The 11,154-nt window shown below is 70.2% G+C and carries 16 protein-coding genes; all 16 read left to right on the top strand.

The features are described 5' to 3' along the window. The 16 genes from BN2279_RS08215 to BN2279_RS08145 all read left to right on the top strand — a co-directional run bounded on the left by BN2279_RS08215 (position 1) and on the right by BN2279_RS08145 (position 11,104). Positions 1–204 carry a hypothetical protein gene (locus BN2279_RS08215; RefSeq protein ID WP_059007938.1) on the top strand — a complete coding sequence of 68 codons (204 nt, stop codon included), beginning with the start codon at positions 1–3 and terminating at the stop codon, positions 202–204. Positions 205–272: 68 nt separating this feature from the next. Continuing rightward, a complete protein-coding gene (locus BN2279_RS08210) occupies positions 273–668 on the top strand; it encodes a TadE/TadG family type IV pilus assembly protein (protein WP_199827668.1) in 396 nt (131 codons plus the stop codon). Beyond that, positions 665–1,162 carry a TadE/TadG family type IV pilus assembly protein gene (locus tag BN2279_RS30965; protein ID WP_059007934.1) on the top strand — a complete coding sequence of 166 codons (498 nt, stop codon included), beginning with the start codon at positions 665–667 and terminating at the stop codon, positions 1,160–1,162. The genes BN2279_RS08210 and BN2279_RS30965 overlap by 4 nt, the downstream gene beginning before the upstream one ends. Further along, complete coding sequence (locus BN2279_RS08200) at positions 1,159–1,602, top strand: TadE/TadG family type IV pilus assembly protein (protein WP_059007932.1); 444 nt, start codon at positions 1,159–1,161, stop codon at positions 1,600–1,602. Before BN2279_RS30965 ends, BN2279_RS08200 begins: the two co-directional genes overlap by 4 nt. Positions 1,603–1,620: 18 nt before the next feature. After that, positions 1,621–3,996, top strand: a complete 2,376-nt coding sequence (locus tag BN2279_RS08195; protein ID WP_059007930.1) for an AfsR/SARP family transcriptional regulator — start codon at positions 1,621–1,623, stop codon at positions 3,994–3,996. Positions 3,997–4,708: 712 nt separating this feature from the next. After that, complete coding sequence (locus tag BN2279_RS08190) at positions 4,709–5,524, top strand: hypothetical protein (RefSeq protein ID WP_059008252.1); 816 nt, start codon at positions 4,709–4,711, stop codon at positions 5,522–5,524. A gap of 918 nt (positions 5,525–6,442) precedes the next feature. Then, positions 6,443–7,024: a hypothetical protein gene (locus BN2279_RS29170; protein WP_159037124.1), complete on the top strand. Its 582-nt coding sequence runs from the start codon at positions 6,443–6,445 to the stop codon at positions 7,022–7,024. Positions 7,025–7,248: 224 nt separating this feature from the next. After that, the gene (locus tag BN2279_RS08180) at positions 7,249–7,470 is read left to right on the top strand and encodes a hypothetical protein (RefSeq protein WP_159037123.1); all 222 of its coding nucleotides are present in this window, start codon (positions 7,249–7,251) and stop codon (positions 7,468–7,470) included. 98 nt (positions 7,471–7,568) lie between these two features. Next, positions 7,569–7,742 (top strand): hypothetical protein, encoded by a 174-nt coding sequence (locus BN2279_RS29165; protein ID WP_159037122.1) that lies wholly within the window; start codon positions 7,569–7,571, stop codon positions 7,740–7,742. A 159-nt stretch (positions 7,743–7,901) separates the two neighbouring features. Next, positions 7,902–8,423: a hypothetical protein gene (locus tag BN2279_RS08175; protein ID WP_059007924.1), complete on the top strand. Its 522-nt coding sequence runs from the start codon at positions 7,902–7,904 to the stop codon at positions 8,421–8,423. Positions 8,424–8,425: 2 nt separating this feature from the next. After that, a complete protein-coding gene (locus BN2279_RS08170) occupies positions 8,426–8,800 on the top strand; it encodes a hypothetical protein (protein WP_059007922.1) in 375 nt (124 codons plus the stop codon). A gap of 132 nt (positions 8,801–8,932) precedes the next feature. Further along, a complete protein-coding gene (locus tag BN2279_RS08165) occupies positions 8,933–9,223 on the top strand; it encodes a hypothetical protein (RefSeq protein ID WP_059007920.1) in 291 nt (96 codons plus the stop codon). Between the two features lie 231 nt (positions 9,224–9,454). Then, entirely contained in the window at positions 9,455–9,829 is a 375-nt protein-coding gene (locus tag BN2279_RS08160; protein WP_159037121.1) for a hypothetical protein, read from the top strand. Between the two features lies 1 nt (position 9,830). Then, entirely contained in the window at positions 9,831–10,034 is a 204-nt protein-coding gene (locus BN2279_RS08155) for a hypothetical protein (RefSeq protein WP_059007916.1), read from the top strand. A gap of 88 nt (positions 10,035–10,122) precedes the next feature. Beyond that, the gene (locus BN2279_RS08150; protein WP_059007914.1) at positions 10,123–10,467 is read left to right on the top strand and encodes a hypothetical protein; all 345 of its coding nucleotides are present in this window, start codon (positions 10,123–10,125) and stop codon (positions 10,465–10,467) included. 103 nt (positions 10,468–10,570) lie between these two features. Next, complete coding sequence (locus BN2279_RS08145; protein WP_059007912.1) at positions 10,571–11,104, top strand: hypothetical protein; 534 nt, start codon at positions 10,571–10,573, stop codon at positions 11,102–11,104. Positions 11,105–11,154 lie beyond the last annotated feature (50 nt).

Genomic DNA, 11,154 nt, shown 5'->3' with positions numbered 1-11,154 from the left:
ATGAAGAAGCGCCTGCTCCGGCTGCGGACGCGCATCATCCTGCTCCTGAGCCGCCTCATGAACGACGACCGCGGCTACAGCACCGAGGCGGTGATCCTCACCGGCGCCCTGGTCGGCGTCGCCGCCGGCGTCGGCTGGGTCTTCGACGAGGAGATCATCGCCGCCGCCGAAAACATCAACTTCACCACCCCGTCGGCCCCCTGACAGCGCCCATGCCTACATATGAAGACCGAGGTACCGCCCGGCGAAGGCTGCCGGGAAGCTGGCGGCAAGTGCTGCGGGAGGACCGGGGCGCCGCCGCCATCGCCGAGACCGTCGTCATCTTCCCAGTGCTGATGACCGTCATCCTGCTCATTGCGCACGTCGCGGTGTGGGCCCAGGCCGTCCACGCCGCCCAGGCCGCCGCTTCCCAGGGCCTGTCAGCCGCCCGCGCCCAGGACGGCACCGCCGACGACGGACGCAGGGAGATCGAGACTGTCCTCCGTCAACTCGGCGGCCCGCTGCAGAACGTCACTGCCGATATCGACCGCACGGCAGAGCGCACCGAGGTACAGGTCGACGGGGTGGCCCTGCCCCTCCTGCCCTGGCTGCGTCTCCCCGTCCCCGCCGAAGCCGCCGGCCCCACCGAAACCTTCCAGCCCCCCGCCGAAACCGGAGCGGCGCAATGACCGCCCAGGAGGCGACCACCCAGCAGCGGCGCGCTCCCCGGCCGGTACGGCGGAACCGGTTCGGGGATCGAGGGTCGGCCAGCGCCGAACTAGTGCTGCTGCTCCCGGTACTGATCCTCGTGCTGTATGTCGTCGTCTACTGCGAACGCGGCTCGGACACCCGGATGCGACTCGATGACGCCGCGCACCAGGCCGCCCGCGCTGCCAGCCAGGCCCGCACCCCGGGCCAGGCGGCCGACGCCGCCCGGGCCACCGCCACCGCCGCGCTCGACGAGGCGGGCGTCGCCTGCCAGGCCGTCACCGTCCAGCTCGACGGCACCCTGGAACCCGGCTCCACCGTCACCGCCACCCTGACGTGCACCATCGGCCTTCAGGACCTGGCCATGATCCCGATGCCGGGCACCACCACCCTGGACGCACGCTTCACCGCCCCCGTCGATCTCTACCGCAGCTCCACCGCCACGCCCGCCACGACGGGCGGTGAACACCCATGAGACGTCCGGGCCTTTCCCTCCGGACGCACCTGCGCAGGGACCGGGGGCAGATCACCGCGTTCGTCCTGCCGCTGATGGCCACCCTCATGGCGATGGCCGGGCTGGCGCTGGACGGCGGGCTCGCCCTGGCCGCCCAGGTGCGCGCCCTCGGCGAAGCCCAGGAAGCCGCCCGGGCCGGCGCCCAGGGGATCGACCTGGCCGCCTACCGAGCCGACGGCACCCTCCGCCTCGACCCCGCACAGGCTCGCCAGCTCGCCGAGAACTACCTCTCCGACGTCGGTACCGAAGGGGCGGTCAGTGCGACCCAGGAGAAGGTCACGGTGACCGTGACGGCCGTTCAGGACACCCAGCTCCTGGACCTGATCGGCGTCGAGACGCTTACCGTCACAGCCTCCGGCGCCGCCCAGCCGCAGCCGGGCATCACCGGCCCGCAACCGTAGAAGAGGGAGACGTTCGCGATGCCCGGACCGACACGGGCCCGCGCCCGAACCGGGACCGGCGTCCGGCTGGTCTGCCTGTCCGCTCGCCTGCTGCGCGCCGCTATCGCCGCCGTCGTCCTGGCCGTGCTGCTGGCCGGCATTCCCTGGGGCCTGGCCCACTACGTCGGTCAGCCCCTGCCCACCCGCGTCCCCAGCGGCGATGAACTCATCACCACCCTCTCCACTCCGCTCAGCACCCGCGACACCCTGCGTATCCTCGCCTGCGTGCTGTGGCCCACCTGGGCATGGTTCGTCCTCGACGTCGCCCGCACCACCCGTCACGCCGCCAGCGCCTTCCCCCGTCCCCACCTCCTGTCTCTTCTCCCCCTTCCCGTCTCTTCCTTCTCTCTCACACACACCCCCCCCTCGCCCCCCCCCCCCCCCGCCCCCCCCCCCCCCCGGGCGGCCCCCCCCCCCCCCCCCCCCCGCCCCCCCCCCGCCCCGCCGCCGGACCAGCAGCCCGGGACTGCGGCTCCCGACGCCGGTGACCCCGACGGCGACCAAAGGGTCGTGACGCCGACGGGGGCGTTCGTCGGCCTCGGGCTCGCCGCGTTGATCACCGCCGCCTGGGCAACTCTCTTGCTGCGCCGCCGCATCCACTACCGCCCCGGCCACGGGCAGCGCAAGGAACTGCCCATGGCCCCGGTCGTGCGCACCCTCCGCCTCGCCCACGACCGCGCCAACCCACCGGCACCGGACGACCGCGGCCTCGTCGAGCTTGAACCGGCGACATCGCGGGCGGCGCCCGTTCCCGAGGCCGCTTTGCGCGACCGCGCCCGCCACCTCGCCCAGACACACGCCGTCGACGACCGCCCTGCCGTAGGCATCGCGGACGGCCGCGCTATCGCGCTCGACCTTGCCCGCACCCGCGGGCTCGGCCTGACGGGGCCCGGAGCGCAGGCCGCAGCGCGCGCCCTGCTGGTGGCCATACTGGCCGACCACCACCGCCCCGGCTCCCCCCAGACGCGGCTCCTTACCCCCGCCCCGGACGCGGCACTGCTCCTGGGCCCAGAGATCACCGCTCCGCCACAGGCGCTGCGGTTGTGCGTCACCCGCGACCTGGAAGAGGCCCTGGAGGTGATGGAGCGCGAACTCCTCACCCGAAGCCGCGGCGCCGTCAGCGCCGATTCGGCGGGCGAACTCGTTCTCGTCGCCACGTCCCAGCCGTACGCGGACCGCCGCCTGCAGGCCATCCTCGACAACGGCTCGTCCCTGGGCCTGAGTGGTCTGCTGCTGGGGCCGTGGCACCCGGGCACCACCGTCCGCGTCCGCCAGGACGGAACGGTCGCCGCCACTAGCCCCACGGCCCCCGGGGCGCCTGGTGTGCGGCTGTTCACCCTGCCGGCGGACGAAACCCGGGACTTGATCCGCCTGCTGAGGGAAGCGATCCCCCCGACGGCTACCCGGCTGACGCCCCGTCGTGAGCCCGCCGGCACCGACGGCCGGGCAGAAGAGGGGCGCCGTGGGCCGGATGGCTCCCTTGGGCCAGTGGATGACGGTTCGACACGCTCCGCCAGCCCACCTGCCGGGGCCGCCGCGCCCGTAGCAGCGGCCCACCAACCGTCCGAGGGTGCCACCGGCCGACCGCAGGAGGCTGGGAAAGCGGCACGCCTCGTCGTCCTGGGCCGGCTTCGTCTCACCCGGCAGCCACCCGGTGGCGCGGAGCCGGAAATCTCCCTCGCCCCTCGGCACCGCGACCTGCTCGCCTTCCTGGCTCTCCACCCCGCTGGAGTACACCGGGACGTCCTGTGCGCCGCACTGTGGCCCGAGGCCCGCCGCCCGCACAACGCCTTCCACGCCACCGTCAGCCAGCTGCGCAAGACACTGGCCGCCGAAGCCCCTTCGCACGAAAGCCTCGTCCTCCACCACGAAGGCCACTACCGCCTGGACGCCGGGCGTCTGTCGGTGGACCTGTGGCAACTCCAGACCGAACTGGCCGACTTCGCCTCCCGTACCACCGAGCAGCAGGAGAGGGCGCTGCACCGGATCGACGAGCTCTACCAGGGCGAGCTGGCGGCCGACCTGGCCGGCGACTGGCTCGACGCACCGCGGGAGGCGCTGCGCCGGGACATCCTGAACGCCCACAGCCTGCTCGTCCGCTCCCTTCGCTCCTCCGCCCCGCAAAAGGCACTGCACTTCCTGGAAATCTCCCGCCAGCTCGACCCGCACAACGAGACCATCTACTGTGAAATAGCCCGGCTCCAGGTTCATCTCGGCCAGCGGGACGGAGTGCCGCGGACACTTGCACTTCTCACCACTGCCCTGGCGGAGATAGACGAAGAGCCCTCAGGCGAAGCCATCAGGTTCTCCGACAAGGCCCGGAGGCCAGGCATCCACCACCCCGGCGAACCCTGATAGGACAGTCGGGCCCGGCGGAATCCGCGGTCCGGCATTATGGGGTAATCTGCTAGTTGGGGAGTCGAGGAGAATGTTGCGGCCCTGTTTTCGTGCCGAGTATGCAATTCGTTTCCCTTTCCTTCCCCGCGAGTGTGGATGCGTCATCGGTGCCGATGCGGGTGAGTGCGCATAAAGCACATTGCGTCGATGCCCCTGGAAGCCTGAGAAATGGCGACGGTCGGCATTTCTTTGCTGGCCAATCGGGGTTCCTGTCTGCGGGCCGATCTGCGGGCCGATCGGGGGGCCTCTCAGGCAGGAACCCCCCTCGCGTCGCCTTGTCGCAGGTCGGTGGACGTTTGTCTCGTTCCGATGTGGCGTCCGACTCACTGCCCCCAGGGGTGTGAAAAATAGTTTGGCGCGGGGTTGTGCGGCGCGAATACGCGTCGATCTACACCTTGTTATTAGTGCTGTCGGTGTGTTGATTTTCCCTGCTGCTCTTTGGGTATTGATTGGCCGGCTGGCTGTCTCTTCGCTTCCTTTGCCTCTTCCGGCTTTCCTTGTGATTCTCCTTGTGTGGCCTGTCGTCCCGTGGCCCTTCATTGTTCGCCGACCGACAAAGAATCTTGGAATTCTCTCGGTCGGGGTGTTTCCTTGCGGCTGAATGCGGTAGAAATAGAGGTATCGAGGCGTAAAGCAGAGAGCTACGCCGCGAATGATCGGAGTCGATATCATGGCGGAGCAGATTTCCGCAACGGCACGCAGGGAAGCCGCTGAAAGCTGGGACGGAATCAGCCCGGAAGACATGGCGCGGGTTACTGAGGACGACTTCCGTACCCTTCAGGATCTGGCGCAGCGTTACTGCCGGGTGGTGGACTCCACCCGTTCGCGGAAGCGGATGGACGGCAGCGCCACGGCGGCGCCGGGCGGACGCGCGCTGTACGGCACGGACGACGTGAGTGCGGACGTGACACAGGACTCGGTGCTGATCTTCACCAAGCGCCTAGCCAAGATCATCGCCACGTGCGAGCCCGCCGCCCTGTGGGTGGACACCCGGGAAGTGTCCGCGTGGCAGTACGTTCGCAGGGACGAAACGACCATGATCATCACCCGGTCCACCCTGCACCGCTGGGCCGTGCGCGATGCCGCCGCCCGCAACGGCTACCGGCTGGACGTGGCCCCGGAAGAGATCGACACCATCCCGGGGGCTCAGATCATGCGCGGGGTCCCCCACGCCGACACCCTGACCGTTCTGGCCGTGATTCCCTACCTGTCCGGCCAGAGTGACACGATTTTCCGCGCCGCATGGCGGGACGGTGCCGAGTACCCCACGCTGGGAGTCATGTTGCGTCTCGCGGGCAACGCGGATGACCTCGGCCGGGCCGGAGTGATGAACGGTACTGCGCAAGAGATCTACGGCGGGGCGCGTCACTCCAGCTACAACCTGAAGCGCACCCGCGAGCGCGCCCGGGAGGAATGGCGGACCCTGCGCGCCGCCCTGGACTCCGTCCGCGAGGACATGATCTACGAGTCCACGCGTCGCCGGTAGAGCGGGCCGCGCCGCAAGGGACAGCCCGGGTGCCGCAGTTTGGCATCCGGGCTACACCCCTGCCCGGAAACCGGGCCGATAGGAAACCGGGCCGGCGTCGGCGATCGGGCACTTCCCGTCGCCGTATTCAGGTGAGAACGCCTTACAGACGCTCACGGGCACCCGGACGTTCCGGCGCCCGTATGAACGCCTTGGGAGTGCCCCGGGTGGGGGCGTTCTCCCGGCATGCGCGGGGATTCCGACCGGATGGTTGTCCGGACGGCTTTCCAGCGCGCGCCGGAAGAATCTTGAAAGAACGCCAGGAAGGCTCGGCGATCGGGCGCTTCCGGCCGCCGTATTAAGGTGAGGGCATCCTACGGCCCGCCAACGCGGCACGCCGCGCCGGTCGTTACCGGCGGACACGCCGCGCCCCCTGCACCATCGCGGGCAAGGAATTGACGGCCCGTAGGAATGGCGCCCGTCGCTAGGCAGACAAGAAGAATCTTGCAGATTCCCTCTGCGCGCTCGGCGATCGGGCGCTGTGCCGTCCCGTATTCAGGTACGGGCGCCGCACGGCGCGACACGCAATGATCCTGGGCACGAGAGGTATCAGCTCAGTTGGCGCAGTGCCGTGCTTGAGCGGGCGTGCGACTGGATGCGTGCAAGATCCACCAAATCGCCGGTCACGAACGCCATGTTCGCCTTCCCGCCCGATGCGGCGCCGCCTGAAAACCCGCACGCCCCGCAGTTCGGTTCGCAGCGCTCCTGTGGGACGCGGCGGAAGCGTTCCGGACAGTATCCGGAAAAACTTCGGGCACGCTCGGCGATCGGGCGCTTCGCGGCGCCGTATTTAAGTGAGGCCAGCTCAACGCTGGCACAGGTCAGCAGCGCCCACAGAGGCGGCGGGGAAATGGAGGACTTCGCGCCGGAGGGAGGATCATGAACATTCGCGGAGTTTCCCTCAGTACTTTCTACGACATCGTGGATGACGTCTCACGATCGGACTATGCGGGCAACGTCGTCGTCAACCGTGACGCACGTTGGTCGGGCCGCAGCTCGATTACCGCCCGCCTGCGCGTCACGGACTCCCGGGGCCTTGGCGCGCGAACAGCCGCGTCGGGACGCCACGGCCCGTATGCCTGCTGGCACGCCTACCGGGACGTGCTGCGGCAGGTATTCGCCGTCGCGCCGGACGCCACGGTCCGCACCGTGCTGGAGACCTACCGGGGAGAGCCCGGCTTCCGGCAGAACTACCCGGCCACGGCCTACCGGAACGTCGGCAGCCGCGACTATCCGGCGTACATGCCGGAGTTGTGCGTGCGCGCCGGATGCGGGCAGGAGTCGGCGCCGGTTGAGTGGCCGCCGCCGCAGACGCCCGCCCCGGACCTGGACGGCGGCGACGTGCTGGAGCGCATCAACCGCGAGCTTCGGCAAGCGGACCGGATGCGCCCGCAGCCGCTGGTCTTCGAGGGGCCGGAGTCCCTGCTGGACGCCCCAGACCTAGCCTACAGCGGCCGGTGACCGGCCCCCACGGCGCCCCCCCCGGCCCCGGTCTCCCCACCCCGGGAGGCCGGGCGGGGCCCCTCCTTCCGTGCACCGCCTCGACCGTCCTGCCGGGGCCGGTGGCGCGGGGTGGGAGCGGCGGCTCTGAACGGCTCTGCCGTGCGCCTGGCTGGCCGGGCGCACTCACGGCTGTTCAGCGACGAACAGTTGGCCGGAGAAGGACCAGTGCGAGGGAGAGCACGATGTGTGACATGTGCAGGCTGCTCGACGGCAGCAGCGGCGGCGCGGCCGGTCCGGCCCAGCCGGACGCCGGAGCGGCGCCGGAGCGGAAGGCCATTGCGGCTGTGGAGAACGAGGACGGCAGCGTGACGCTGACGCTCCCGCCGGGCGCCTACGACGCGCTCCAGCTCCAGCTGGCGGTCGGTGCGGCCGTCATGGGCCCGGACGCGCCGTTCATCCCCTGACCACCCAGGTCGGCCCTGCTGCCGCCACCCCCGGGGAGCGCCATCCCCCGGGGGCGGCCCCCTGGAGTTCGGCGCCGATCCGTTAAGGCGAGGGAGAGATGACGGACCTGTTGGAGCTGAAGGTGGCCCGGTTCGGCGGGCAGTGGCATGCGTGGAGCGAACTACTGGGCGAGTGGCTGCCGCTGCCCCTGACGCCCGAGGCCAGGGCGGGCGACGTGAAGAGCTTCTACGCCCGGCGGGGCATGAGCGTGCGGATCGTGGCCGGCCGCTAGGCCGTGCGCGCCGTACGCGAGCAGGGCTCGGTGCGCCGGGTGCGTGGGAGGAACCGCGCGGCCCGGCGCACCGGCCTGATACCCACCACCGTGCGGGCCCGGGAGCGGCTTTCCCGGGCCCGCGCTTGTGTCCGGTGACCGTGGAAGGGAGTCGCGGACATGACCGACACCAGCAAGACCTGGGACGCCGCCCCCAGGGGCGCGCTCTGGTACGGGGAGATCATCTACGGCCGGGACGTCACAGACGATGAGGGCGCGGTGATCGGCTCCGAGACCGACTACGCCTACGGGTACAGCACCGACCCGCTGCCCGACCCGGGGCTGATGTGCCCGCCGGGGGCGACGGTGCTGGAGGAGGCACTGACCCATCTGGCGTCGAGGGCCACCCTGACCAGGCAGGAAGAAGACGACGCGCCCGAACGGGAGTTCCGGGTGTGGTGCGAGAGCGGCGACCTGATCGCCGCCACGGACACCTACGAGGACGCCGCCGACGCGCTGCGCGAAGCCGTGCGCGCCGACATCGCCCGGCACGGCCCGGCGGAAGCCGCGTGCGGGGTGCTGTCCAGCTACGGCTACTCGATCCAGGTGACCGAGGACGGCGCCGACATCACCCAGGACTTCGCGAACAACAACCCCGATCGGCCGCTGGACGACGGGGTGATCGCCGGGGAGGGGGAGTAGCCGTGCACCTGCACGTGGGCAGTAACGCTCCCGGGTACCTGCCGGACTCGGTGCCGGAGTGCTTCGGCGACCTCATCAGCGCCTTGGACGCGCTGCGCACGGAACTGCGCTTCCTGCAAGCCGACTTCTACGAGCGCTGCGACGGGGAAGAGTGCCCCGGCGGCGCGGGGGAGGCGTGCGGGTGGTGCGAGGCGGCCGGGGAGGTGGAAGCCGCGCTGTCGGCCATCGCGGACGGAGACGCCGCCCGGCACCTGGACGAGGAACAAGAGTTGGGCTGGACGTTCCGCCCGCCGGAAGGCCCGGACGTCCACCACTGGTGCGCCCGCCTCGGCACGTCGGCTGACGCCTGCGCACCGGCCGGAGCACTGACCCTCTGAGCCTCGCCCCGCCGTCCTCACCGCGCTCCGGGACAACCTGCCCCGTACGACCAGCGGGGCCGCCCGCGGAGGACCGGCTGCTGCCCGCTGGCTCGCTCCCGAGAGCGCCCGTGACCGGACCTGAGGAGGTTCATGTCCCACGTGTCCACCGCCCCGCCTCAGCGGGCCATGACCGTCGCGCGGCTGCGCAGCCGCCTGGCGGCCCTGCCCGGCGACCTGATGGTTGTTCTGTCCCACGACGCGGAGGGTAACCATTACTCCCCCCTCACGAATCGCGGTGTAGCGGCCGGGCTCTACCACACCGGTAGCGTCTATCCCACTCATGAGGAACTGGCCGAGGATTCCGAGGCGCGGGAACTCGTTTACCCGGATGGTATTCCGGAAGGTGCTGCGCCAGCGGTCGTTCTGTACCCCCAGAGGTGACCCCTGCCCCTCGCCCCGCCTGCTCCGGCACGGCGCCGGAAGAATCCCGGAATTCTGCTCTCTGCGCGGTATTCGGGGCTCGCGGCGCGCCGTATTGAAGTAAGAGCAGCGCAAGGGCATGCGGCGGCTGCGGCCCGCCTTCCTGATGGCGGGAACACGATTTCGCTTGCCGCAAGGCGGGTGCGCCGCCCACTCGTGACGACGGCAGAAACAGAAAGGGGTGTGGCCCTGATGATTGAAGCAGTGCGCGTCCGGCGCCGTACCAAGGGGAAGAAGGCGCCGGGCACGCGGCGGCGTTCTCCGCGGCGCGGGTTCGCCGGGCGGACGCACGGCGTGCGTCGTTGGCTGAGCGCGCTCCCGTATCCCGGTAAGCAGCGTTCGTTCAGTTATGTCGAGGTCTGGCAAGCCGTCAACGATGGAGCTGATCTCATCACCGGCGCCCTTGGCCTGGGAGAGGAAGGGCCGGAGACGGACGCCATCAACTTGGTCGTGAATGCGACACTGGCCGTGCTGGAAAAGCCTGACTCCTCTTTCGAAGACGTTATCGCCGAGTTCTATCCGGGCGTCACCCCTGACGAGGTGCGAGATTGGTGGAGTTGGGGCTGAAGTGAACGGTGACAACCCCTGGCAGGGGCTGGCGGATGCGCTGAACGCGCTGGAGTCCGCTGGGAATGACCTGCACTTCGGTGATTTGGGTGACGCGTCATCCGGCCGCTACCGGTACACCCCTTTCGTCTGGGCGATCAACAAGGCTCACGGCACGCGGGTGCGCTGGGATTACCGGCTCCGGCTGTGGCTCGTGGAGCACTGACAGTAACCCCCTTGCCGGTGCTCGGAATTTCGCGCGCCTGGCCTCAGCGAACGATGACTATCGAGAAACCGAAGGAAGGAGGAGGCCAATGCACTCCAGCCGTGATGGGCAGCCCTGCCACGTGGAAATCGCCCGGCGCTGGCAGGGCCCGGTGTTCGCCGATGGCGGCGATGACCAGGAACCTCTGGCCGGAAAGGTGCAGGACCTGCTGACGGAACACGGTTTCGTCGAGCAAAAGCGGGCGCACTACCGCTGGTTCGAGCTGCCGTCCGGCCTGGACGAGGGTGAGGAGAACGCGCGGGCCACCGCCGCGTACGCGGCGCTCACCCAAGCGGGCTACCGGGTGGCCCTCGACCCGGACCTCTACGTCCCCGCCAGCGACACGGCGGACGTGTTCCCGCCGGACGACCGGCAGAAGCCGACCGCCGACTGACCCGGTCTGCCCGGCTCAATGACGGCGGCGGGCCGCTGCTCCCGCCTGGGGGGTGGCGGCCCCGCCGCGCTCAGGAATTGTCTACGGAAGAGAGGAAGGAGCCATGTCGTCGCAGAACATTGCCCGCGCTCCGGAGGTCCTTACCCCTGAGCGGTTCGCGGAACCGCTCTACTGCCTGCCCGAGGAGGGGGCGAGTCCCGAGCTGAGGGACTACACGGTCGCGGTGGCCGGTTCGTCGCGGTTCAACGGGGAGGAACCGTTCTTCTACGTGCTGCGCGCTCCGACCACCGAGGACGCGTGGAGGCTGGCGCTGGCCTGGCACATGGTCATCGAGGACGACCTGGATGCTTACGTCGTCGCCTCCCGCTCGCACGAGGGCGCGCCGGGGGAGCACGCTGGGTACGCGTGGAACGATCTGCGGCCTCAGCAGGACCGTGTCCGTGAGCGCCGGGAGCTGCTGGACCGGGCGTGGGACCTGGACCGGCGGTTCGAGAACGCCTCGGCCCGCTACCGCGGCCCGGACGGCGAGGTGAAGCCCGAGGACTACCGCCGACTCGACGAGGTGCGCTCGGCGCTGGGCGAGGAAGCCCTCGACCTCATCCACGCTCTGGCCGGGTTCGCCGAGGGGGCTTCGTGAGCCGGATCACCGGCCGGGAGCCCCGCCACTGGCACACAGCCGACGGTCGG

Source organism: Streptomyces specialis, from assembly GCF_001493375.1.
Classification (GTDB): Bacteria; Actinomycetota; Actinomycetes; order Streptomycetales; family Streptomycetaceae; genus Streptomyces; species Streptomyces specialis.
Note: the sequence above shows the minus strand (reverse complement) of the source record. Positions and strands in the feature narration are given on the sequence as shown.

What these genes read in the sequence shown, in the direction of transcription:
- BN2279_RS08215 (WP_059007938.1), top strand. Translation starts at nt 1, where the DNA reads ATGAAGAAGCGCCTGCTCCGGCTGCGGACGCGCATCATCCTGCTCCTG.
- BN2279_RS30965 (WP_059007934.1), top strand. Translation starts at nt 665, where the DNA reads ATGACCGCCCAGGAGGCGACCACCCAGCAGCGGCGCGCTCCCCGGCCG.
- BN2279_RS08200 (WP_059007932.1), top strand. Translation starts at nt 1,159, where the DNA reads ATGAGACGTCCGGGCCTTTCCCTCCGGACGCACCTGCGCAGGGACCGG.
- BN2279_RS08195 (WP_059007930.1), top strand. Translation starts at nt 1,621, where the DNA reads ATGCCCGGACCGACACGGGCCCGCGCCCGAACCGGGACCGGCGTCCGG.
- BN2279_RS08190 (WP_059008252.1), top strand. Translation starts at nt 4,709, where the DNA reads ATGGCGGAGCAGATTTCCGCAACGGCACGCAGGGAAGCCGCTGAAAGC.
- BN2279_RS29170 (WP_159037124.1), top strand. Translation starts at nt 6,443, where the DNA reads ATGAACATTCGCGGAGTTTCCCTCAGTACTTTCTACGACATCGTGGAT.
- BN2279_RS08180 (WP_159037123.1), top strand. Translation starts at nt 7,249, where the DNA reads ATGTGTGACATGTGCAGGCTGCTCGACGGCAGCAGCGGCGGCGCGGCC.
- BN2279_RS29165 (WP_159037122.1), top strand. Translation starts at nt 7,569, where the DNA reads ATGACGGACCTGTTGGAGCTGAAGGTGGCCCGGTTCGGCGGGCAGTGG.
- BN2279_RS08175 (WP_059007924.1), top strand. Translation starts at nt 7,902, where the DNA reads ATGACCGACACCAGCAAGACCTGGGACGCCGCCCCCAGGGGCGCGCTC.
- BN2279_RS08165 (WP_059007920.1), top strand. Translation starts at nt 8,933, where the DNA reads ATGTCCCACGTGTCCACCGCCCCGCCTCAGCGGGCCATGACCGTCGCG.
- BN2279_RS08160 (WP_159037121.1), top strand. Translation starts at nt 9,455, where the DNA reads ATGATTGAAGCAGTGCGCGTCCGGCGCCGTACCAAGGGGAAGAAGGCG.
- BN2279_RS08150 (WP_059007914.1), top strand. Translation starts at nt 10,123, where the DNA reads ATGCACTCCAGCCGTGATGGGCAGCCCTGCCACGTGGAAATCGCCCGG.
- BN2279_RS08145 (WP_059007912.1), top strand. Translation starts at nt 10,571, where the DNA reads ATGTCGTCGCAGAACATTGCCCGCGCTCCGGAGGTCCTTACCCCTGAG.